The sequence below is a fragment of the Actinobacillus delphinicola genome (assembly GCF_900638385.1).
GTDB classification, from domain to species: domain Bacteria; phylum Pseudomonadota; class Gammaproteobacteria; order Enterobacterales; family Pasteurellaceae; genus Actinobacillus_C; species Actinobacillus_C delphinicola.
The window spans coordinates 1,485,683-1,510,448 of sequence record NZ_LR134510.1 but is presented as its reverse complement, the minus strand read 5'-3'; the positions used below and the strand labels follow the sequence as shown (position 1 = coordinate 1,510,448).

Sequence of the window (24,766 nt, the reverse complement as noted above, 5' to 3'; positions counted from 1 at the left end):
AAAAGGATAAAGCAATGAAATATGGTAAGTGCTTGAAAGAAATTTCCTACCATAAGTAACATCTGCTTCATTTTAACGAAACAAGTAAGATAATAAGTAACGGCAACGATTCCTAAAAATGCTACATTCAGCTTAAATATTTCCATTCGTCACTCCACTTTGGATAATAATCAGCGAATAATTTTAGTATCTTGAGATTATATAAAAATAAATAAAATCGTTTATTGATTAATCTCAAAGGGAGAATATTCTAAATAACAAAGGTTATCTTACTCATTGATTTAATATTGCGATTATTGAAGATTAAAATTGGCAACCTTTATAACTGTTGCAATGTTCTTAGCAGTCCGAAAAACATTATCTCTAGCATGTTGTAAGGCATCTGCCAAACCATTGGTATTAGCAATTATAGGGAAAACTGCATCAATACCATATTCATGAATAGCCTGATATCCATGCCCTAAACTTCCAACGATCGCAATGACAGGTTTATCATAATATTTTGCAATTTTTGCCACACCCATAGGGGTTTTACCAAAAATACTTTGTCCATCCATTCGACCTTCACCTGTAATCACCCAATCTGCATCTTTAATTTTATGTTCCAATTCAGTAAAGCTTAAAACAATATCAATTCCTCTATGCATCATAACGTGAGGGAGCAAAAGTAAACCACCACCCATTCCTCCCGCTGCTCCTGAACCAGCAACTTGTTTAATATCACGCCCTAGTGTTTGTTGTATCACATCTGCAAAATGAGCAAGCGCTTTATCTAGGGTTTTCACCATGCTTGGTGTTGCCCCTTTTTGAGGTCCAAAAATCGCACTTGCTCCATTTTCCCCACAAAGCGGATTATCAACATCGCATGCAACTTCAATTTCGATCTTATCTAATCGTGGATCCAAGTCCGTAAAATCAATAGTTGCAAGATTCAATAACGCTGCTCCACCCAAAGGTAATGCCACGCCCCGATTATCTAAAAATTTTATGCCTAACGCCTGCAACATTCCAACCCCACCATCATTGGTCGCACTGCCACCTAACCCCAGAATAATTTTACGTACCCCGTAATCCAGCGCATTTTTGATTAATTCGCCTGTACCAAAACTGGTTGTCATCAATGGATTGCGTTGTTCCAGTGGTACCAGCGGCAAACCACTCGCACTCGCCATTTCAATAATCGCCGTTTCCCCATCCCCAGAAAGCCCCCAGAATGCCATTGTCCTATCGCCCAAAGGTGCGGTCACCTCACACTGTATAATTTTCCCACCCGTTGCATCGACCAAGGATTGGACAGTCCCCTCCCCCCCATCAGCCATAGGCACACAACAATATTCTGCCTTGGGGAAAATATCCCTAATCCCCATTTCAATAGCCTCCGCAACCTGCAATGCAGTTAAACTTTCTTTAAAAGAATCTGGCGCAATAACAATTTTCATTATTTTCTCCTTAAAATTTAAATACCCCAAAAATTAATGTAGAAACGAATGCCAACATTAAACCAATCGCGCTTTCGTAAAGAATAAGTTTTAAACGTTCTTTGATATCCATATTCACGCTACCGCCAGTTGCATGGAAAAATGAACCATGTGGCATATGATCAAAAACAGTTGCCCCTGCTTGGATCATCGCAGCACTTGCTAGTCCTGTAACGCCTAATTGAACTAAAGTATCACCGAACACGTTGGCAGCTACCGCTGTCCCAGCAGTAGTTGATGCTGTTGCCATAGACATTAAGGCGCCTGAGATAGGTGCTAAAATGTAAGACGGTAATCCCAAAGCAGAAAGTCCATTGATTAAAACATCTTTTAATCCTGAATTTGCAATAATCCCCGCTAATGCACCAGTACCTAACAACATAATGGCTACAGGTGTCATTTTTCCCAATCCGCTCAGAGCATATTGATTTAAACTACGCCACTTACCCATACATACAACACCAATTAATCCTCCTAATGGTAATGCAATTAAAGGATCAATTTTAATGCCACAAATCGGTCTTAACATTAACAGGAAAATCGCAATAAGTGGCGCTGATATTGCAGGTAAAAAATGTGGTAGCGCCATATCATCTGGTGTTAATACTTCTGATTTATCAACAAAGCTACCACGTTTAATAAGGCGTTTAGCTAAAAAGTAAGTAAGTACTAAACCGAACATAGCAGGAATCACCCCAGCCAACATAACTGATGTTAGAGGAACGTGGAAGGCTTCTGCTGCCGCAATACCATTTGGATTTGGTGACATAATATTACCTGCTTTGCCACCACCTACCATTGCTAATAAAATTGCTGCTTTAGATAGCCCAACACGTCGCCCTAATGCTAAGGCAATCGGTGAAACAGTAATGACAGATACATCGACAAAAACACCTGCCGTAGTCAACATCATTGTAGAAACAGCCAGTGCTAACAATGCTTTTTCTTCACCTAATTTATGAACAATTTGCTCTGCAATACTATGTGCTGCACCTGATTCAATTAATACCCCTGCAAGAATACCTGCCGCAAGGATACGAAGTACTGCCGTAGTAATGCCCTGGGCACCACCGATCATTAAAGAAACAGTATGGGAAAGATCTACCCCACCGAGTAGACCGCCTATGGTTGCCCCAATCAGCATTCCATAAACAGGTGAAACCTTTTTCAAAATAAGAGTAATTGCAATCGCTAATGCAACGATCGCCCCAAAAGCGGATACTGTTACCATATTCACCTCCAAATTAATAAAATTTCAATCTTATTATTCATAATCTCGGTGGAATAACATTATTGAAAAGGCTAAAAATCGTGTCCACGGTTGGGTATTTATTTGTTGTTTTCTACAATATTCTGCTCAAAAATAGTGCTTAAATATAAAACACATTTTTCATCTATCTTATTGAAAGATAAGCCTGTTATCTGCTCAATCTTATGCAATCGATAACGTAGTGTATTTATATGAATAAACAATTTTTTAGATGTGTGAAGTAAATCACAATTTGGAGAAAAATACTGCTTAAGCGTTTTTTGTAAGACCGCTCCTTTATCTTGTGAATATAAGATCCGCAGTGGTTTAAATAATTCCGATAGATACCAATTTGATGGGATATTGTATAAAAGTACTGGAATTTTATTTTTATCAAAAAAATAAGTCTGCTGTTTGGGATGATGCATTTTACCAAAGCTCAAGGCATTAAGTGCTGATTTATAAGCGACACTCGCACAAAAACCATTTTCCACTTTTAGCCCTACTGCAATTTTAGCCCCTATTTTCTTTAAATGCTCAGGCAAGTGTTGGGAAAAATCATGAGGAATATCAACTTGCCAAAGAGCGATAAGATTTTTTTGTTTATCTACAATTAAGTTACATTGATTATGATAATCCTCTAGATAACTTAGCCAATATTGCGTATTATCAACACTAGGTTCTTTAAGTGAGATAATCATTACTTGTAACGTCTTGTCTAAATTAAATTTAAAGAACCTCGCTTGTTTAATTAACTCGTTTTCTGATAATCTTTCATCAATTAACTGAACTAGAAAGTCTTCAAAATAACGTTTTTGCCACTGAAGCCTTTCGATAGCAAACCTTTGCTCTACCATTAACTCTGCGGCCATTTTAACAAGCTCAGCATAAGGTTTTACTTTATCTAATTCGCCTGATATGCCAATAACACCAATATTTTTTTCTTGAAAAGCAATCGGTAAATTGACACCAATTCTTACCTCGTTATTCCAATCTTTAACAAGTTGCTCATCAATCTCTACAATTCTAGATTTCCTCAATGCAACCACGGCACCAATATGTTTTTCACCAATCCGTGAAGTATCGCCAGAAGCAATAATTTCTCCACATTCATTCATAACATTAACTGAATATGGGACTATTTTCATTGCCCTTGCCGTTATTTCTCGGGCGAGTTGATAATCTAATTTCATATTCACTCCAAACTCAATATTCTGACTTACATTTTAAAGAAGCCTACGACTAAATCAAAATATCTCCCGCTATTTTTCTATATTTATAAAGTTTATACTAATTATTGATTACCTTTGATTTATTAATTAGTTATATTTCTGTATAACGCTTAAAGTTTTTTCGCGTTTTATGTGATTTTTTCATTGAGTCAGGAAGGATAAACGGGTAAAGTACTGAGTTTTTGTTATTTAGCAATAACATTGCTTTTGATTAACTCTCAACCAAAAGGCGAAAAATATGGGAAAAAGTGTTGTTATCTTAGGGGCTCAATGGGGCGATGAAGGTAAAGGGAAAATTGTTGACCTTTTAACTGACCGTGTAAAATATGTGGTTCGTTATCAAGGTGGACATAATGCTGGACATACGCTTATTATCAATGGCGAAAAAACAGTATTACGTTTAATCCCAAGCGGTATCTTACGCGAAAACGTAACTTGCTTAATCGGTAACGGCGTGGTGCTTTCACCTGCTGCATTAATGCAAGAAATGGGCGAACTTGAAGCACGTGGCATCAATGTTCGTGAACGCTTAAAAATCTCAGAGGCTTGTCCTTTAATCCTTCCTTACCACGTAGCAATGGATCATGCGCGTGAAAAAGCATTAGGTAAAAAAGCAATCGGTACAACAGGTCGTGGTATTGGTCCTGCTTATGAAGATAAAGTTGCACGTCGCGGTTTACGCGTTGGCGACCTTTTCGATAAAGAAACCTTTGCTGAAAAACTCAAAGCTATCCTTGATTACTACAACTTCCAATTAGTGCATTACTACCACGTTGAACCTGTTGATTTCGATACTGTAATGCAAGATGTTTTCGCCGTTGCTGATGTAATTAAAGGCATGGTTGCAGACGTTACCACTATCCTTGATACCGCACGTAAACGTGGCGACAATATCCTTTTCGAAGGCGCACAAGGTACCATGCTTGATATCGACCAAGGGACTTATCCGTATGTAACCAGTTCAAATACTACAGCTGGTGGTGTATCAACTGGTGCGGGCTTTGGTCCACGTCATATTGACTATGTTCTTGGTATTATCAAAGCTTACTGTACACGTGTGGGTGGTGGTCCATTCACTACTGAATTATTCGATGACATCGGTGCAATTATCGCACGTCGTGGTAATGAATTTGGTGCAGTAACTGGTCGTGCACGCCGTTGTGGCTGGTTCGATGCAGTTGCAATGCGTCGTGCTATCCAAGTAAATAGTATCTCTGGTTTCTGTATGACTAAATTAGACGTACTTGATGGTCTTGATGAAGTGAAAATCTGTGTTGGCTACAAAATGCCAAACGGTGAAATCGTTGATTTCGCACCACTTGCTGCTAAAGACTGGGAAGGCGTTGAACCAATTTACGAAACCATGCCAGGTTGGAAAGAAAATACTTTCGGCGTAACCGATGTTGAAATGTTACCAGAAAATACGCGTAACTACATCAAACGTATCGAAGAAGTAACTGGCGTACCTGTTGCGATCCTCTCTACTGGTCCAGACCGTGTAGAAACGATGATCCTCCAAGATCCATTCGCATAATCAACCTCGCCAAATAAAACCACGCCCCGATTTTCGTGAAAATTTTTGCGAAAATCGGGGCGTAATGTTTATAAATTATGTACTTTACAGGCTAGCTTGATCAATTTCCTTTAAAGCCTTAATCGCATATTTATTGCCTTGGGCAGCCGCTTTTCTAAAATATTGTACTGCTTTCGCAAGATCTTGTTTTACGCCCAATCCATTTGCATACATAACCCCTAGACTACGTTGTGCATTTGCATCACCTCGATCAGCCGCTTTTCGCAAATATTTTACTGCTTGCGCATAATTTTGCCTTACACCTTGACCTCTCGCATAAGCAATACCCAAGTTTAATTGGGCATTTACATTACCTTGAACTGCAGCTTTTTGATAATATTTCACTGCTTTTACATAATCTTGTTTTACACCTCGTCCACAATAATAGGCATTCGCTAAATTATCTTGTGCAGTTTCATCGCCTTGTTCCGCTGCTTTTTTAAAATACTCTGCTGCTTTAGTATAGTCTTGTTTTACACCATCACCATTGTAATACGCAGTTCCTAAATTACCTTGTGCGATTACATCACCCTGGGCAGCCGCTTTTTTCCAATACTTTACTGCTTGTGCATAATCTCGCTTTACACCTCGCCCATTTGAATAAGCCGATCCTAAAGCACCTTGTGCATCTACATTACCTTGGGCAGCGGCTTTTTGATAAAATATTACTGCCCTTGCATAATCTTTTTTTACACCCAAACCACTTTGATACATTGCACCTAAACGATATTGTGCTACTGCATTCCCTTGTTCTGCTGCTTTTCTAAAATATTCTACTGCTTTCGTATAATCTCGTTTTATACCTTGACCTCTTGCATAAGCAGTACCTAGTTTTAATTGTGCATCTACATTGTCTTGTGCTGCGGATTTTTGGTAGTACTCTACGGCTTTAGTATAATTTTGCTTTACGCCTTGACCACTTTCATAAACCATTCCTAAAATATACTGTGCATCTGCATTACCGTTGGTAGCAGATTTTTTAAAATATTCTATGGATTTTGCATAATCTCGTTTTACGCCATAACCATCTGCATAAGCAACCCCTAAGCGAGCTTGTGCATCTGCATTACCTTGTGCGGCAGCTTTTTGTAAATATTCTATAGCTTTTGCGTAGTCACGTTTTACGCCTAGACCATTCGCATAGGCAATCCCTAAGCGATCTTGCGCATCTGCATTACCTTGTGCAGCGGCTTTTTGAAAATATTCCACTGCCTTTGCGTAATCACGTTTTACGCCATAACCATTCACGTAAGCAATCCCTAAGCCATCTTGTGCCTTTACATCACCTTGATTGGCTCGTGCGATGACCGTTTGGATATCAAGTGCTTCTGCTGCATAAAGTGGATTGGCAAATATGCCGAGCAGCATACTGGCGAGAAGCGTTTTCTTAATAAATGTGCGCATATTATTTTCTCTAGTTAATAAAAAATTCTGCGCATTCTATACCCATAAAAAATTAATAGTAAGGAAAATAAGTTATTAATTTGATCGAAAACAATGTTATATATTGCTTTTATTTAATATGGATATTTTGTTTAAAATGGAAAACACGCCCCGATTTTCGTGAAAATTTTTGCGAAAATCGGGGCGTGTTGTTTTTTGTTAAATGATAAATTTTTTAGCTCATCTTGGTAGCTTATACTTTCATTGTGTATTTTATGTTATTGATATTCTTGTAGATAAGCCTAAATTGTATTGGTACCAAAATCATAAAATAAACTAATAAATATCATAAATTTTTCTGAAAAATTGGGCGTATTTAAGATAAAAAAATGCGATCCGAAGATCGCATTTTGTAAGCAAATTAATAAATTACCATTGGTATCCGACACTTGCACCGTAGTCGACATTTTTCTGAGTATTTAACCCAACACCGACTTTGAAGGACATTTTGTTATTATCGGAATTACGTGCGTAACCGATAGCTAACGCTTTTTGTCCTAAGTGTCCGCCAATTGCAGCAGAGATAATACTTCTTCCGCCTTCATTTGGACGTTGTAAGAAGCCAAGCGCAATAGCACCCGCAACGCCTGCATTGTGGCGTTTATCCATGTCTTTTAAGGTGTTTTGTAAGTTATTAATGCGTTTGTTCACATTGTTATAACTTTGGTTAACCATCTTGTTGACATAATCCACATTCGCTGCATGCGATAATTGTGAGCTGGTTGGGGTCGCTAAACCTCGGATTTCACCTGTCGCAGTACGAATATCTTTTGGATTACTTTGTCTAAAGCCGATAGTATTGTGTTTATCACCCGCTTGGATGTTAATACCTGTATTACCCGCTTTGTCTGCAACCTGTACGCCATCAGTACTGACAGTAGTATGTGGTCCATGGCTATCGCCCGCTGTCACACTATTTGCAACTTGGACATCTTTATCCAACGCAATTTCTAATTTATCGCTACCAGAGGTAACTGAAATATTGCGATGACCGTTTACGTTTTTACCTTCCACTTTTACTTGGTAGTTTGATTCAAGTTTTGTTTGAATCGCTGTACCTTGGTCACCTTGGATTTGGAAGCCTTCACCACGATTAAGTTTAAGATTTTCCAACGTTTTCGTGTTGTTATCTACTTTATTTACAAAGTTTTTATCTAACCCAACCGTAATTTTGCCACCATCAACATTTACTGTTGTTTCACCTTTAGTGCCATGGAAATCTAAGCCATCACGAAGTTTAACTGGATGTTTTTTACCGCCATTCGCACCAATTTGGATTGTTTGATCCGCAATGGTTTGATTAAGCTTGTTCACATTGTTAGTTAAATCGTCCGTTAATGCTTTTTTCGCTTGATCTAACTGGCTCTTATTCACGGCATCCGTTGGTTTTGTCCCTGCTGCTACGCCATGAACTTGAGTAGGTTTGTCATCGCCATTACTTAATGTAATACCGTCATTCTTACCGCCAAGCGTAATTTTGCTGCCATTTTGTGGTCCTTGAAGGCTATGAATGTTCGTTAAGTTTTGATTTAACTGTACTTGTAAGCCGTCACCATTTTTCACAACACGAATATTGTTTTGCGCACTTTCAAAATGATCAAGATGAGCTTTATCAATATCGCCTGTCACTTGAAGAGTTTGACCTAAGTTGCGGTGTACAACTTTGCTGTCATTACCTTCAAAATTTAGACCTGCTGTTGCGACTGTTTTTAAATCACCCACGGTTGCAGCGGTATTTAAGCCTGTATCTTGTTGCGTTAATGCATTCACTACATCCGCAGCCGCTTTTTCAACTGCTTGCTTATAAGCGGCTTTTTCAGCAGCGGTTGCATTCGCATTTGGTTTAGTAACGTGTTTATCTGCCAATGCTTTCTCTACTTGAGATGCAATGGTTGATTTCACATTATTTACCACTTGCGGTGCTTTTCCTTTTGCACTGATTACCACGTTATTTGCATCAGTCGCCGTTAATGGTTGTGCACCATTTGTCGGTTTACCTTGTGCGTCAAGCGGTGTATTTGCTGGATATACTTTACCGTCTTTACTGATCACTAATGGAGCATTGCCCTCATTTTGATAGAAATGATCGCCTACTTTTTCAAGTTTATGTCCTTGTGTATCTTTATATTCAAACGGTGTATTCGCATTAATACTTTGCGCTTGGTGGTTAATCGCATTGTCTAACTGTCCTTTATTCACTGCGTCAGTTGGGCTAGTCCCCGCTGCTACGCCATGAACTTGGGTAGGTTTATTATCACCATTACTTAATGTAATACCGTGATCTTTATCACCAAGGGTGATCTTACTTCCGCCATTTGATCCTTGAACACTGTTAATGTCTTTAAGATCTTTATTTAAGCTAAAGTGGACGGTTGTTTTACCCGTTGTTGTATCAGTTGTTTGGCTTACGATAACATTGCCATTTTCAGCTTTACCTGCTTTTTCTGTTTTACCCGTTAAGTTCACGGTATTTCCTGGATGAATAAGTGTCTTATTCGCTCCATCCGCTTCAAGGTTAAAACCAGATTGGTTAATTGCTTTCGCTACACCTTCCACTGTTGCAACTTTACCTAAACCTGCGTCTTGATAATCTTTTTGGGCTTTATCCAATGCATGTTGGGCTTGATTTAATGCTTTTTCAGCTTGGGCAACTTTATTTTTCGCTGCTGTAATTGCTGATGTATCTTTACCTTTTTCTGCATTTTCTAATGCTGTTTTTGCCATATCTAAAGATTGGCGATTATCATTAACAGTTTTTTCAGCTTTGTTTAAAGCATTTTGCAATGTTGGGTTAGTTGGTACCTGTGCCTTGCCATCTTGCCCAATTGTCACATCGCCTGTCGTAACATTCACACGGAACGGATCGTTTTGTGTGCCAGTACCGCTGATAACTGTACTATCTCCATTAGCAATATGCGTTGCATTTTCTTTTATGGTGTCACGTAATTGTTTAACGTTCACCGCATCCTGATCGCTCGTGCCTGTTGCCACATTGCCTAATTTAATCGGCTGTTTATTTGGGCTAACAATACCAACTTTCGCTGGTGTCACAGGGGTTGCAACTGGTGCATGAGAATCGTTTGGTTCGCCATCTGTCATTGGTGTGCCTTGCGGATACACTTTTCCATCTTTGCCCACAATCGATCCTGCTGGATAGTACTTATCACCATGGTGTACAAGCGGATTACCCTGATCATCAACATATTGAGTCAAACTATTGATCTGGATTGTACTTTCTGTTCCATGATCACTTGCTTTTGCAACTACAGTTGTTCCTGTACCATCAATAATATTAACGGTATCAAACGGTTTCACAAAGTCCACTGGCGTAGAATTACCTTGTAAATTCCAGCCCACATTCAATACATCACTCACCGTTGCTGCTTGGTGCGCTTTCGGTGCAATATCACTCGGTACACTTTCCGACTTGATATTTTGTGTTGACGGTTCTGTGAAGTGATTATTTAATCCATCAATAGAACCATAAACTTTATGACCATCTTGCCCTGGTTTGCTTAAATCAAGGTGTTGATTTAAATCAAAGTGGACAGTTGGTTGACCATCCTCTACTGTTTGTTTAACCACAATGTTACCGTCTTTCGCAGTTGTACCTTGAGCAGGTGTTGTTTGACCTGTTAAGTTTACAGTGCTACCCGGTTTCACTAATTCTCCACCTTTACCGTTAGTTTGTAGCGTAAAGCCTGAATCATTGATTGCTTTTGCTACATTACCAACAGTGGCAATTTGCTTATCCGCATCTTGCAATGCTTTTTCTGCTTGCGCAACTTTTGCTTCCGCTTCTTTCACGGCTTTAGCATCCTGTGGATTTTTCGCTTTAGCTGCTTCCAAGGCTTTCTTCGCATTATCTACCGCAGTTTGTAACGTTTTGGTATCTACTACAACTTTACCTGCTGGAGTTTGTCCCGCTGGTGATGCGTTATTACCATTGCTTAAACTACCTGTTACCACATTTACTTTGTACGGATCAGTTTCGCTACCTGTACCTGTAACCTGGGTATGATCGCCATTTTGTAAAGCAGAAACGCTATTAGACACGATTTCTTGTTTTACATTTTTAGCTTGATCTGGTGTTAATGCAGTTCCTGATGGTTCGCCCTTATCATTTGGATGATACCATTTATCAGCTTGAGTACCGTTAGTACCATTGCCTTTAACAACAACTTTACCATCACCATCTTTCGCTACAATTTTTGTAGTTTTACCGTCAACTCCAACATTAAAGGTAACATTTACTTTACCATTTTCTTGTTCCGTTACTTGGGCGATAGTGCCTGCACCATTTACAAAATTAACACTATCATAAGCTTTGATAAAACCTTTTTGATTACCATTATTTTGTACATTCCACCCTGCATTGAGAACATCACCTACTGTCGCAGCTTGATGTTCTTTTACATCAGCAGGTTTAGTTTGAACCTGTAATGGTTGGTTTGTATTTGGTGCTGTTAAATGATCTTTTAATCCATCAATAGAACCATAAACTTTAGTGCCATCTTTTCCTGGTTTGCTTAAATCAAGGTGTTGATTTAAATCAAAGTGAACAGTGGTATTACCTTGTTTATCCGTTGTTTGGTTAACTACAATATTACCGTTTTTAGCCGGGGTTGTTCCTTGTGCAGGTGTACTATTGCCTGTTAAGTTTACAGTGCTACCCGGTTTCACTAAATTACCGCCAGTACCATTCGCTTGGAGTGTAAAGCCAGAATTATTAATCGCTTTAGCGACGCTTTGTACTGTTGCAACTTTATCTAAGCCTTTGTCTTGATAAGCTTTTTGGGCTGTATCCAATCCGTTTTGAGCATTAGATAACTCTTGTTCAGCTTTGGTTACATCTGCTTTAGCTTGTTTAATAGTTTCTGGATTTTTTCCTTTTTCAGCCGTATCTAACTTAGCTTTTACATCAGCCAATGCTTGACGATTATTCGCTACAGCTTTTTCTGCATTATCCAATGCAGTTTGTAGTTTTTTCGCCTCATCTTCAGTCACACCCGTTGGCAAGCCATCAGCTTTACCCGTGGTGCTATTTACTGTTACATCTCCAGTTTGTACATTGACACGATAAGGATCCGCTTTGGTTCCATTACCTGTAACAATGGTATTGTCCCCATTTTTAAGTTGGGTAGCATTTGCATTAATTTCATCAATTAATTGTTTTACATTTACTGCATCTGTTGGTGCAGTACCTGTCGCAACGCCATGTAATTGAACGTCATGATCGCCAGTGCCTGATTGACCGTTGCTCAATGTAATGCCTTTACCATTATCACCCAAGGTAATTTTGCTACCGTTATTATCACCTTGTAGGCTATTAATACCGTGTAGATCTTTCGCAAGCTTAATTACTAAGCCATGAGCATCGGTAGCTGGATCTTTAACTACGCCAATATTTCCAGTCGTAAATGTTGCTAAATCAGCAGATTTCGCATCACCTTTGATAGTCAAGGTTTGATTTAATTTACGAGTAACCGCTTTGCCATCATCACCTTTGAAAATTAAACCATCATCAAGTGTAGCCACTTCATGTTTTGGTCCAGTACCATTTTGGTATTCAATACGTGTCATACCATTATGACCGTTACCCGCAGTGCGTGTGTCATCACCACTCACGCCATCAACGCCGTTGGTACCATTCGCAACTGTAATTTTCGCTTGTGGTGCAGTTGTCGTGGTTGTACCCGCAGTATTTTTCGCACCATGTAATGTAATGCTGCTGCCGTTATTACCGTCACCCGCTACATCCACGTTACCTTTTAAAGAAACTTGGAGTGCTTTATATTCTGGCGTATTACCTTGTTTATTCACTGTGATAACTTTCGCATCGACACCATCTTTACCGATAACTTCAACCGTTTGATTTAAGCCAGCTGTTGCTGTATTACCAGTGCTATCCCTTAAACCAAAGGTACCATTTGTGGTAAGGACTTGTTTCACATCTTTAGCTTGTACCTCTTTACCTGCTTCAGGTTTACCTTCCGCATTTGCTTGATACCATTTATCTTTTGATGTTCCATTATTACCATCACCTTTCACTACCTTCACATCTTGATGTGTAGTTGGATCTTTATACATCGGTTCGGTGGTTAAGGTTTTACCATCTACATTGATATCCACTTTAACCGTATTAACTTTATGCGCACTATCTGCAGTTACGGTTATTTGTGTACCATTACCATTTGCAAAGTTCACTGTGTCATACGGTTTAACGAAATCGATCGGGGTTGTATTATTTTGTAAATTCCAACCTGCGTTCAATACATCATTAATCGTTGCTGCTTGGTGACCTTTTGTTTCATCAACAGTTGGTGCATTTTCAGACTTAGTAGTATTCGCTGGTGTCGGTAAATGATCCGCTAAACCACCAATAGAACCTTGTTCAGTCTTACCGTTTACAGTTTTACTCAAATCTAAATTTTTATTTAGATCAAAATGAACTGTCGTTTTACCATTTTCTGTTGACTGAGTAATAACGATATTACCCGCATCAGACTTATCAGTTGAACCTACTTTTGTAGTAGGTTTACCTGTTAAGTTCACCGTATGTCCAGGATTAATTAATGCAGTATGCGCCCCCTCTGCCTCAAGATTAAAGCCAGATTGGTTAATCGCATCAACGACATTTTGCACCGTTGCTACTTTACCAAAGCCCGCATTTTGATAATTCTCTTGTGCTTTCGTAAGATTATCTTGAGCAGTTGTTAATGCTTTTTCAGATTCCTGAACTTTTGTTTTTGCAGCACTATCATCTGGTTTAGCTTTTAAAGCCTCTTGTGCAGTTTTCAACTCATTTTCTTGAGTTTGAACCGCTTTTTTCGCTTGATTTAATGCATTCGTTAACTCTTTTTGTTTTTCTGGTGTAGAGCCAGCAGGCAAGTTGCCGACATAAAGTTTACCTTGTGGTTTATTTGCGTCTTTACCGTCATAAACTTTAATATCACCACTTGTCACGTTAATACGATACGGATCAGCAATGGTACCTGTACCGCTTACAGTTGTGCTATCACCCAATTTCACTGAGCCAGAACCATCTTTACCGTCCTTACCATTTTTACCGTCTTTACCCGCAGGACCTTGCGGACCACGTGGTCCAGTTTCACCTTTAGGACCTGCCGGTCCTTGTTCTCCTCTTGGACCTACTGGACCTGCTGGACCACGTTCACCTGCTGGTCCACGTGGACCAGTGTCACCTTTAGGTCCTTTTTCACCTGCTGGGCCTTGTTCTCCGCGGTCACCTTTTGGACCTTGTGGACCTGTTGCACCAGTTTCTCCCTTCGGTCCCATTGGACCTACTGGACCTTGAAGACCTGTTTCACCACGTTCGCCTCTTGGTCCTTGTGCACCGTCTTTTCCTGCTGGACCTTGCTCGCCTTTAGGACCAATCGGACCTTGTGGACCGGTTTCGCCACGCGGACCTACTGGACCGCGTTCGCCTGCTGGTCCTTGCGGTCCAGTTTTACCCTCTGGACCTGCTGGGCCTTGTTCTCCTCTTGGACCTACTGGACCTGCTGGACCACGTTCACCTGCTGGTCCACGCGGACCAGTGTCACCTTTAGGTCCTTTTTCACCTGCTGGGCCTTGTTCCCCACGGTCACCTTTTGGACCGCGTGGTCCTGTGTCGCCTTTTTCACCTTGAGGACCTTCTGGACCTATTTCTCCACGATCACCTTTTGGACCTTGTGGACCTGTAGCACCAGTTTCGCCTTTCGCTCCCATTGGACCTACTGGACCTTGAGGACCTGTTTCACCACGTTCGCCTCTTGGTCCTTGTGCACCGTCTTTTCCTGCTGGACCTTGCGGACCAACTGGACCACGTTCCCCTGGTTTACCTGCTGGACCCTGTGGACCTATTTCTCCACGATCGCCTTTTTGACCTTGTGCACCGGTTTCCCCACGAGGTCCCTGTGGACCAGTAGCACCAGTTTCTCCCTTAGGTCCCATTGGACCTACTGGGCCAACTGGACCTTGAGGACCTGTTTCGCCACGTTCGCCTTTTGGTCCTTGTGCACCATCTTTTCCTGCTGGACCTTGCGGACCAACCGGACCACGATCACCTTTAGGACCAACTGGACCGGTATCACCTTTAGGACCACGTTCACCAGCTGGTCCTCGTTCTCCTGGAGCACCTTTAGGACCAACCGGACCTTGTTTACCTGGTTTGCCCTCTGGGCCCTGTGGACCTATGTCACCCTGTTTACCCTGAGGACCTTCTGGACCAATTGGGCCTTGTTCGCCTTTAGGACCGGTATCACCTTTAGGACCACGTTCACCTTGCGGACCAACTGGACCGCGTTCACCGGCTGGTCCCTGCGGTCCAGTTTTACCCTCTGGACCTGCTGGGCCTTGTAAACCTTGCTCTCCTCGTGGTCCCTGTGGTCCTATTGGACCCACTGGACCTCGTTCTCCAGGTTCACCCTGTTTACCTTGTGGACCCATTTCCCCTTGGTCGCCTTTTGGACCGGTTGCGCCACGAGGCCCTGCTGGCCCCTCTTTGCCTTGTTTACCTGCTGGACCTTGCGGGCCAACTGGACCAGGTATGCCTTGTGGGCCCATTGGACCTGCTGGGCCAGTTTCTCCACGATCACCTTTTGGTCCTTTGAAGCGATCATCTTTCGCTAAAGTATCTTTATCTAGGGTAATTTTGATTTCACGGACACCATCACTATTTGTTTGTCCATCTACGATGATGCCATCACTACCGACGAAGTGGACTTCGTTGGCATTTTTTACAACGTCTTTATAAGTTGAACTACTATCAGTTTTCCCTGCACTTACAATCCAGCCGAGATTCATTAAATCGCCAACGGTAGCAACGCTGTGTTGTACAGTATCACTTGGTGCAGGATTGTTAAATTGTAATAATGGAGCATTCTTATCAGTTACTCCCTCCCCTGTTAAACCTTGTGGGGTAAAGGTAGTGGCTGAGCTAGTTACGCCTGATAATTGTTTGTCACCAAAACTTAATCCTTTTTCGGTTGGAGTTAAGGTTACACTGTTATTTCCGCCTTTATTTCCATTAGTTAACGTAATGGTTTTGAAGGTTGGAGTATCTTTCATGCCAATTTGGATACCATCAGCCGTCGTGTACGTTTCTAAATTGTCACCAGTATAGTGAGCGCCATCTTTTCCAGTCCAATCTTTAGTTGTTTTAACTCCTAATGTTTGTTCTGACGTACGAGTTAAAACTTTATTGTCGCTATCTCCCATATCTCCTTGATAACGGGTTACGCCACCAGTGTGAGCAGCAACAGCTTTAAGTTGAGCGACGTTGACTGCGTCGTCATCTGCGGTACCAGCGGCAACGTGGGTGATTTGACGAGTTGCGGTATCATTACCGACAGAAATTGCACCAAGGTTACCTTTTACTGTACTAATAATAGCTTGACCAAATTGATCATCGGCTTTTGTGCTTACAGGTGCGTAAACTTGATGAGCATTTACAGTTGGTTTTTCATTAATAGTTACTTGAGTACCATTTGAAACTAGGCTCACACGATCCGCATGCGAAGCAGAACCTAGAGCAACGCCACTTAAGCTATTCGCAATAGCACTTGCCCCTAGTGCGATACCTTTTTCACTATTTGAAGTTGCTAAATTACCAATTGCCACACTACCTTTTTGAGAAACATAACTGCCTGTTCCCACAGCAACAGCATTAGCCGCATTAGCATCAACGTAAGTTGCAGTACCGATACCGAGAGAATCATTTCCACCAACATAAGCACTGTTACCAATTACAGTTGATCGATCACCATCCGCTAATACAAGATGACCGATACTTATTGCATGATCTCCAAATTTCGCTGTTTTCTTAACATTTACTGTTTCTTTTCCGTCTTCAGTTTTCATTGTTAAATATGGAGTACCAGTTTCTTTATATTTAAATTCGAAATCTTTTAACGTAGGGCTAATAGTCTCAGAACTATTAATTTTCATAGCGTTATGTTGTGCTTTTACCGCTGCTGTAAAACTAGATTTATTGCTTACTTCTGCATTAGCAGCAGCATTATCTCCCAGTGCTAAAGAACTGTTACCAACTGCATGGGCACCATTCCCAAAAGCGGAAGCATTGGCATTAGTTGACTCTGCTTGATGCCCAACAGCAGTTCCATTTATACCAAAAACATGTGAAGCTTCACCAAAAGCAGTACCCCCAATTGATTTTTTACTCACGAAAGAACGAAAACCAAAAGCAGAAGAATGATCTCCTAATGCAAAAGATAATGTACCAACCGTAGTAGCTACTTCTCCATCAGCAATAGCCCTTGGTCCAATGGCTACTGCCCCAATTCCTCCAGCAAAAGTTGGTGAATAAATAGCATGATTTGTCCATTCAAGTTTACAACTATTGCCAGTGCAATTAGGATCTGCTAACCCAACTGATAAATAATATTTCGATAAAAAGTTACTTAATGACATATTTCCTGCATACTTTAACTTTTCTAAAAATTCTTTATCTGATTGAGAAAGTTTCTCAAATGCACTTCCACTACCTGTACCTAATTCTAAACTTGCACCATTCTTTTTAACTGTTAATTTTTTTACTATTTGTTCAAAGTAATCTTGATCCGATTGCGTTTTAAGCCCCGCTTTGTTAACGAAGTTCTCCATCATGCGTTGTAAAGAAAATTCATCTCTAAAACGAACAGCAACATCATCTGACCCTAATGCAACAGATGAATACCCTCCTGCTACCGTATCATTACCTAATGCAGTGGATTGATTACCACTTGCAATTGTGCGGGAACCAACGGAAACAGCCTGAATATCAGAGGCTACAGTTTGTAAACCAACTGCAACACCACTCTGATCATTTGCCGTGGCTCCCCACCCCACAGCTGTACTACGCTCACCTGCATTAGCATAGATACCAATTTGTACTGCCTGACTACTATTAGGTAAATTAGATAAATTCACAGTCTGAAAGTGGACAGGATCATTAGTCCATTGTTGTAATCCAATATTATTGGCATACACATTTCCATATTTTAATGAATAAGTTTTTTCCACAGAATCAACCCATCCCTTACGCAATTCACATCCTTTAGGAAGTTGTCCTAGTTGAAGTTTATTATTAATTATATTAAGACTCGGAACACATTGATCGGCTGCTGATTTATCTGCCGCAAATACACTCGTTGGTGTCATGAGGGCGGCACCAATTGATAGGGCAAGTAAAGATTTAATAAAGGTGAAAGGACGAATTAAGTTAATTGTCTTATCAGTTGTGCTTGCTTTCGTATGACCTTTTGCTAATTCAGAGGTAACAACGAATCGTTGTAAATTCTTAGAAAATACAACCTTAAAAATTTTGTTCATATATCAATCCTAGTAAAATCCACAAGTAGTTTTTTTGAATTTCGTTATATTTATAACGCTATAATAACTACTTATAAGCATTTGTTTGCAAATGGAAATTTTTCGCTCTATTATTATGTATAAAATAAACTTTTTGGACAAAAAGCTTTCACCTATCATTAGTTTAGCTAATACCTATCATAAATTAAAATAATAACTATAAAGATATATACAGATTAATAAGTCGGATATTTTTTGATAAAAAACAGAATATAAAGACATCAATTTGCTATTTTTTGAAAATTGATCTTTTTGTGAATTTGATGATAAAAATGCCGTTCGCCCCGATTTTTACAAAAATTTTGACGAAAATCGGGGCGTGGTTTTATGAAATGTAAAAATTTATGCTGAAATTTTATTTAAAATGGCAATAGCGTGTTGTTCGCCTTGTTGAGCCGCTTGAGTTAAGTAATTTTTTGCTTTTTCTACAGAGTGTGGGACGCCCATTCCATTGAGGTAAAGGATGCCGAGGCTATATGCACTGCGAGCATTACCCAGTTTTGCTCCTTCACGAAAATAATCCGCTGCTTTTTGGTAAGATTGGGGAACACCTTGTCCATTCGCATATAATGTTCCGAGATTATCATACGCTAAACCATTGTGTTCTTTGGCTGCCTGTAAATAATAATGGCGTGCTTTAGCATAATCTTGTTTTACTCCGTGTCCAAGATGATACATATTGCCAAGATGTAATTGTGCGATCACTAATCCCTTTGCTGCAGCCTTTTGATAATATACGATAGCCTTACTTTCTGATTTTGCGACACCCTGTCCATTTGCATAAAGATAGCCGAGGTTATCTAATGCATCTGCATTGCCCTGATTTGCGACTTTTTGGTATAAAACGAGTGCTTTAGCATAAGACTGACTCACGCCTTCACCTGCGTAATACAGATCAGCTAAGCGATTTTGTGCGACCGCATTATTTTGATCTGCAGCTTTTTGGTAATACATAAAGGCTTTAGCATAAGAGCGCATGCCTGCATGACCTAAATAATACATATTTCCCAAGTGCAATTGCGCTAGAGCATAGCCTTTATCAGCGGCTTGTTGATAGTAATATCGTGCTTTTGCGTAATCTTGTTTAACTCCTTGTCCATGTGCATACATCACGCCGAGATTATCCAAAGCTTCAGCATTGCCTTGTTGAGCAGCTTTTTGAAAATGTGCAAATGCTTTTGCGTAAGATTGATGTACACCAAGACCAAAATAGTGTAAATCGCCAAGACGATTGTGTGCGTCGAGATTACCTTGCCGAGCGGCTTTTTGAAAATGCGTTATTGCGTGATGATAGGATTTGGGAACATGAGAACCATGAAGATAAGATAAACCTTGTTGATATTCTGCATTACCTGAATTTAAATCGGGTAATACAGATGCATATAACGGTGCAATACAACTTGCAATAACGAAACTTGTACATGCCGCTTTTTTAGGATGAAAATGCATAATACGTCCTATATGACTAAAAATTGTGTCATATTCTATACTGAAATTTCAAAAACGTAACGTATTAATTTTAAAATATTTTTTATAAAAAATAACACGTCCAGTTTTGAATATTTTTTCTACAAATCGGGCGTGTTATATTTCTTAATATATTATGCTTCTATTTCATTGTTTGGCGCTGATTCAGTGAGATATTTCGTTGCTTTTGCCCCATTCTCACTCACGCCTAATCCTTGTTGATACATAATACCGAGATTATATTGTGCGTTTTTATTTCCTTGTGCAGCGGCTTTTTGAAAATAATCTTTGGCTTTTATGTAAGATTTTTTTACCCCTACGCCGTTATCATACAAAATACCTAATTTATCAACCGCCCAAGTCACGCCCAACTTGGCTGCCTTTTTGTAATAATCAATGGCCATTTTTTCAGATTTTTTCACGCCATGTCCTTCTGCATACAGATCACCAAGTAACGCATATCCCCACGGATCACCTTGCTTAGCCGCAGCCCGATAATATTTCACTGCTTCGGAATAAGATTGTTTTACACCTTGTCCATTTTCATAGGCAATGCCTAGGTTATCAAGCGCTAATGCAAATTTTTGTTGTGCTGCAAGCTTGAAATATTTAATGGCTTGTGGATAGGATCGATCCACCCCATTCCCATAAAAATAATCACTACCAAGACGATATTGGGCTTTAGCACTACCAGCTTGCGCTTGTGTGATTAAAGTTTGCAAAGCATCATGCGAAGTGAGAGAAGTAGAATAAGCAGGAAGGGATAACGATAAACAGAAAAGACTCGCTAATAGCGTTTTTTGATAAATTTTCATTTACAGCTCCTTTTTTATCTAAAAAGCACGTTTCCATTCTACGCTTATTCTTTTAAAAAAGTAGTTTTTTTATACAGATTTATATTGTTTTTAACAGTGCAAGTGCTCGAGGATTGCCATAAGTCGCTGCCTTTTGAAAATAGTGGGCTCCTCGTTTAAAAGATACTTTCGTCCCCTGTCCAAGCCAATACATTCGCCCAAGATTAAATTGTGCTAAAGCATCCCCTTTGTCGGCGGCTTGTTTAAAATAATGGAATGCCCGTATGTAGTTACGTTTCACTCCTCGTCCCTCATAAAACAATACGCCAAGATCAAAGGCAGCATTTGCATTTCCTTGCATTTGAGATTTCTTTAAATAATGAAATGCGCGTGCATACGATTGCGTAACACCTTGCCCCTGTAAGTACGCTACGCCAAGATTTTCTTGTGCCCATTGATTTCCTTGCAAGGCGGCTTGTTTATAGTATTTTACGGCATTACGATAAGATTGTGGGACGCCTTGCCCTAGCGCATAAGCAACGCCTAGATTATATTCGCCCTCATCAAAGCCTTGCCGAGCCGCTGCTTTGAAATAATTCACCGCAGTAGAATAAGATTGTGGTACACCTAACCCTTTCACATATAAGGCGCCCAGATTAGATTCAGCAGGTGCAAAATGTTGCCGTGCTGATTTTTGATAATATGCAATGGCTTTTGCATAAGATTGTGGCACATTCCAACCACGCTCATAAAGTACCCCTAAGTTATACTGCGCAACGGGATTTCCTTGTGTTGCATGATAAATTAATCCCACCAAACTGACGGGTTTATCTTTCCCCAATACCCATGAAGGCAATAACAGCATTCCTGCTATAATGATGCATTTTTGATAATTAAATTCCATTTTTAATCTATTTATTTTAAAAACATAACTCATTGTAATTATTATCAAGAATAATGATAGCGATTTTTTGAAAAGATTTTCTAAGTGGACGGTTATTCGACAGAATTAAGATTGAACGTTATTTAACTTTATATATAATTAATTTTATTTAACCTTTGGAGCATAGTATGAATAAATCACACATCATTTTAGGGGTCGCCTTAGGGCTGGGAGCTATGACATTTGCTCACGCCGACGAACTTTACCTATACGCAGGTGCAGGATTAAAAAATCCAACACAAAAAATCATTACCCAATATGAAAAAGAAACGGGCAATAAAGTTATCGTAGAGTATGCGGGAATGGGACAATTACTCACCCGTTTTGAAACCACTAAAAAAGGTGATTTATTTCTCTCTGGCTCGGAAAATTATGTCCAAAAACTGCATGATGGTTATATTCAACAAGATATGCCTATTGTTTTACACGTTCCTGTTATGGCCGTTCGCCGTGATAAAGCTAAAAATATCAATTCGCTCAAGGAACTTGCCCATAGCGATTTGCGTATTGGAATTGGTGATAGTAAGGCTATGGCACTTGGTAAAGGTGCAGAAAAAATGATTGATGCATCAGGCTACGCCGATGAGTTAAATAAAAAAATTGTGACTAAAGCCGCAACAGTAAAACAACTCATGCTTTATTTACTCCATGGGCAAGTTGATGCTGCGGTCATCGGACGTGCTGGGGCTTATAGAGAACGTGATAAGCTTAAAATTTTACCAAGCCCTGTCGGTACACCAAAAGAAAAAGTGACGATTGCACTTTTAAAAACCACAACCCATCCACAAGCAGCTGAAAAACTTATGCAAATGTTTACTTCCCCTAACGGTATTGCCACATTTACCCATGAAGGTTTCTTACCGATTAAATAGAAGTATTAGCGTTTGTTTGGCGACATTGCCCTTAATTCTTTTTTTGAGTGTTGTGCTTGGGGCAATTGGGGCGTTGATATTACAAGTTAACCCGCAATTTTTCGCTTTAACACTCCAAAATGCGGAGCTCCATTTTGCTTTGGGGCTGTCACTCATCACGTCGCTTTGCTCACTTTTGCTCGCAAGTTGCATTGCAATTCCAATTGCGTGGCGAATGTCTATTCGCCCCATTTATGGACAAGTTTTGATTGATACGCTTTTTGATTTGCCTATGGTTTTGCCACCATTAGTCACGGGGCTAAGTTTACTGTTGTTACTGAATGGAGATAGTATTGTCAATCAACTTTTCCCACGCTTAGGCGAATCGATGTTTAGCCCGCTCGGTATCATTATTGCGCAAACTTACATCGCAACCGCTATTTTTCTACGAAGCGCGCGTGGTGCCTTTTCTGGGCTAGACATTGGCTATAGGCTAACGGCTTATAACCTAGGATTGTCCCCTTTTAAGACTTTACTAAAAGTAGAATTGCCACTTTGTAAAAAAGCACTCATTTGTGGAGGAATTTTAGCATGGTCACGGGCAATTGGTGAGTTTGGAGCAACCTTAATGCTTGCGGGAGCAACCCGCTTTAAAACGGAAACCCTACCAATGGCGGTTTATTTAAATATTGCCAGTGGCGATTTTGATATTGCTATCGCTGCTGCCTTATGGCTCTTATTTATCGCAGGGTTATTGCTTTTCCTATTGCGTTATTTTAATCGAGAAAAATATGCTAAAAGTGAATAATTTACAGGTCGGAATTTTACAAGATATACATTTTCACGTCGATAAAGGCGAATGTTTTGCCGTTGTCGGTGCCTCAGGAAGTGGTAAAAGTACCTTACTCAATGCCATTGCAGGCTATGTAAATTATCAGGGTGAAATTTGGCTAAACGGACAAAATTTACAAAAATGCCCGCCATGGCAACGAAATTGTCGCTATTTAAACCAATTTCTTTATTTATTTCCCCATAAAACTGTTTTAGGCAATTTGGATTTAGCTGCTCCACATATTTCCCTAAAAGAGAAAATGCAATTACTGGAGAAATTACATATCTCTCCCCTCGCTGAACGTTATCCTACTGCCCTTTCAGGCGGAGAAAAACAACGTGCAGCCTTGGCACGCGCGCTCATTAATCCACCCGATCTTTTACTTTTAGATGAACCTTTTTCCGCACTAGACTGGGATATTCGCCAGCAAATCTGGCTGACTTTACAAGCAATTTTACAAGAATCCCAAATTACCACCCTTTTAGTCAGCCATGAGCCTAAAGAAACCGCATTTTTAGCCCAGCGAACATTATTTTTACAACAAGGGCAACAAGTGAATTTAGAAAAAATTGAGGAGGAAAAATGATTTATTTTTCCGATGCAGAAATTGACGCACTCCTGTTAGAGGATGCTTATCGTGGCGATCTGACTACACACGTCTTAGGTTTATACGGCAAACAAGCGAAGATGATTTTCAAACGTAAAGATGCAGGAGTGGTTGCAGGTATTGACGTTGCCGCTGCTGTTTTGCGTAAACTTCATCTTAATCCACAAGTTTTAGTCGCCGAGGGGCAACAGGCACACGCAGGTGGAGTGATTATGCAAGTTTGTGGCGATGCAGTAGCGTTGCACCAAGGCTGGAAAGTCGCACAATGTATTTTGGAATGGTGTTGTGGTGTCGCTCAATATATGCACGAGATGCGCCAAAACGCCATTGCTGTTAACCCAAGTGCGGTGATCTTATGTACGCGCAAATCCATTCCTTATACCCGAAAATTGGCAACGCAAGCAATTTTAAGTGGTGGCGGTGGTATTCATCGTCAAGGGTTAAGTGAAACGGTTTTAGTTTTTAGCAATCATCGCCGATTGCTTAACGATCCCAATGATTTTAATGCGATCGTTAAACAATTTCGTCAACATGCACCAGAAAATAAAATGACGATCGAAGCGGATAATTGGGCGCAATTTTTACAAATTCTTCCAGCCAAGCCCGATATTATTCAACTGGATAAATTCAGTCTTGACGAAGTAAAACGTGCCTTAATATTACTAAAACAACAAAATTCTCCCTGTACGCTTTCGGTTGCAGGCGGAATTAATAAAGACAATATTGCCGAGTATGCTGCGCTCGGCATTAACCTATTCATTACCTCTGCCCCATACTATGCCCCCCCACAAGATATTAAAGTCGTAATTGAACCTTGCGATTAGCCTTTATCACGCCCCCATTTTCATAAAAATTTTTACGAAAAACGGGGTGTGAGATTTTTATTTATGTTGTTCTTTGATTGAGAAAATCAGGTTTTTCGGC

13 protein-coding genes are annotated in these 24,766 nt (G+C 40.1%); 5 read left to right on the top strand and 8 right to left on the bottom strand.

Translation table 11 applies throughout. The features are described from left to right. Positions 1–293: 293 nt before the first annotated feature. The 3 genes from EL259_RS07060 to EL259_RS07050 all read right to left on the bottom strand — a co-directional run bounded on the left by EL259_RS07060 (position 294) and on the right by EL259_RS07050 (position 3,920). Positions 294–1,439, bottom strand: a complete 1,146-nt coding sequence (locus EL259_RS07060) for a glycerate kinase (protein ID WP_126600285.1) — start codon at positions 1,437–1,439, stop codon at positions 294–296. 10 nt (positions 1,440–1,449) lie between these two features. Further along, positions 1,450–2,709, bottom strand: coding sequence for a GntP family permease (locus EL259_RS07055; RefSeq protein WP_126600283.1), 1,260 nt, complete (start codon positions 2,707–2,709; stop codon positions 1,450–1,452). Between the two features lie 98 nt (positions 2,710–2,807). Further along, complete coding sequence (locus EL259_RS07050) at positions 2,808–3,920, bottom strand: sugar diacid recognition domain-containing protein (protein WP_232019032.1); 1,113 nt, start codon at positions 3,918–3,920, stop codon at positions 2,808–2,810. Positions 3,921–4,197: 277 nt separating this feature from the next. Here EL259_RS07050 and EL259_RS07045 point away from each other — a divergent pair, with 277 nt between their 5' ends. Continuing rightward, a complete protein-coding gene (locus tag EL259_RS07045; RefSeq protein ID WP_126600278.1) occupies positions 4,198–5,493 on the top strand; it encodes an adenylosuccinate synthase in 1,296 nt (431 codons plus the stop codon). 84 nt (positions 5,494–5,577) lie between these two features. Here the strand turns inward: EL259_RS07045 and EL259_RS07040 are convergent, their stop codons facing one another. From EL259_RS07040 to EL259_RS07020, 5 genes are all read right to left on the bottom strand, one after another. Next, positions 5,578–6,936, bottom strand: coding sequence for an SEL1-like repeat protein (locus EL259_RS07040; protein ID WP_126600276.1), 1,359 nt, complete (start codon positions 6,934–6,936; stop codon positions 5,578–5,580). A 408-nt stretch (positions 6,937–7,344) separates the two neighbouring features. Then, positions 7,345–18,309: a YadA-like family protein gene (locus EL259_RS08690; protein WP_126600274.1), complete on the bottom strand. Its 10,965-nt coding sequence runs from the start codon at positions 18,307–18,309 to the stop codon at positions 7,345–7,347. A gap of 381 nt (positions 18,310–18,690) precedes the next feature. Continuing rightward, entirely contained in the window at positions 18,691–19,797 is a 1,107-nt protein-coding gene (locus EL259_RS07030; protein ID WP_126600272.1) for a tetratricopeptide repeat protein, read from the bottom strand. A gap of 152 nt (positions 19,798–19,949) precedes the next feature. Next, positions 19,950–20,630: a tetratricopeptide repeat protein gene (locus EL259_RS07025; RefSeq protein ID WP_126600270.1), complete on the bottom strand. Its 681-nt coding sequence runs from the start codon at positions 20,628–20,630 to the stop codon at positions 19,950–19,952. 79 nt (positions 20,631–20,709) lie between these two features. Next, positions 20,710–21,513 (bottom strand): tetratricopeptide repeat protein, encoded by an 804-nt coding sequence (locus EL259_RS07020; protein ID WP_172594233.1) that lies wholly within the window; start codon positions 21,511–21,513, stop codon positions 20,710–20,712. Between the two features lie 215 nt (positions 21,514–21,728). Between EL259_RS07020 and modA the strand changes: the two genes are divergently transcribed. From modA to modD, 4 genes are read left to right on the top strand one after another with little or no spacing between them, the layout of a single operon-like run. Beyond that, the gene (gene modA, locus EL259_RS07015) at positions 21,729–22,424 is read left to right on the top strand and encodes a molybdate ABC transporter substrate-binding protein (protein ID WP_408608239.1); all 696 of its coding nucleotides are present in this window, start codon (positions 21,729–21,731) and stop codon (positions 22,422–22,424) included. After that, positions 22,399–23,211, top strand: a complete 813-nt coding sequence (locus tag EL259_RS07010) for an ABC transporter permease (RefSeq protein WP_126600264.1) — start codon at positions 22,399–22,401, stop codon at positions 23,209–23,211. The genes modA and EL259_RS07010 overlap by 26 nt, the downstream gene beginning before the upstream one ends. Then, entirely contained in the window at positions 23,195–23,821 is a 627-nt protein-coding gene (locus tag EL259_RS07005) for an ATP-binding cassette domain-containing protein (protein ID WP_126600262.1), read from the top strand. The genes EL259_RS07010 and EL259_RS07005 overlap by 17 nt, the downstream gene beginning before the upstream one ends. Then, positions 23,818–24,666, top strand: a complete 849-nt coding sequence (gene modD / locus EL259_RS07000; protein WP_126600260.1) for a ModD protein — start codon at positions 23,818–23,820, stop codon at positions 24,664–24,666. Before EL259_RS07005 ends, modD begins: the two co-directional genes overlap by 4 nt. Positions 24,667–24,766 lie beyond the last annotated feature (100 nt).

Excerpts from the sequence above, each read along its gene's own strand:
- EL259_RS07060 (WP_126600285.1), bottom strand. The coding sequence starts at position 1,439 with ATGAAAATTGTTATTGCGCCAGATTCTTTTAAAGAAAGTTTAACTGCA.
- EL259_RS07055 (WP_126600283.1), bottom strand. The coding sequence starts at position 2,709 with ATGGTAACAGTATCCGCTTTTGGGGCGATCGTTGCATTAGCGATTGCA.
- EL259_RS07050 (WP_232019032.1), bottom strand. The coding sequence starts at position 3,920 with ATGAAATTAGATTATCAACTCGCCCGAGAAATAACGGCAAGGGCAATG.
- EL259_RS07045 (WP_126600278.1), top strand. The coding sequence starts at position 4,198 with ATGGGAAAAAGTGTTGTTATCTTAGGGGCTCAATGGGGCGATGAAGGT.
- EL259_RS07040 (WP_126600276.1), bottom strand. The coding sequence starts at position 6,936 with ATGCGCACATTTATTAAGAAAACGCTTCTCGCCAGTATGCTGCTCGGC.
- EL259_RS08690 (WP_126600274.1), bottom strand. The coding sequence starts at position 18,309 with ATGAACAAAATTTTTAAGGTTGTATTTTCTAAGAATTTACAACGATTC.
- EL259_RS07030 (WP_126600272.1), bottom strand. The coding sequence starts at position 19,797 with ATGCATTTTCATCCTAAAAAAGCGGCATGTACAAGTTTCGTTATTGCA.
- EL259_RS07025 (WP_126600270.1), bottom strand. The coding sequence starts at position 20,630 with ATGAAAATTTATCAAAAAACGCTATTAGCGAGTCTTTTCTGTTTATCG.
- EL259_RS07020 (WP_172594233.1), bottom strand. The coding sequence starts at position 21,513 with ATGGAATTTAATTATCAAAAATGCATCATTATAGCAGGAATGCTGTTA.
- modA (WP_408608239.1), top strand. The coding sequence starts at position 21,729 with ATGACATTTGCTCACGCCGACGAACTTTACCTATACGCAGGTGCAGGA.
- EL259_RS07010 (WP_126600264.1), top strand. The coding sequence starts at position 22,399 with ATGAAGGTTTCTTACCGATTAAATAGAAGTATTAGCGTTTGTTTGGCG.
- EL259_RS07005 (WP_126600262.1), top strand. The coding sequence starts at position 23,195 with ATGCTAAAAGTGAATAATTTACAGGTCGGAATTTTACAAGATATACAT.
- modD (WP_126600260.1), top strand. The coding sequence starts at position 23,818 with ATGATTTATTTTTCCGATGCAGAAATTGACGCACTCCTGTTAGAGGAT.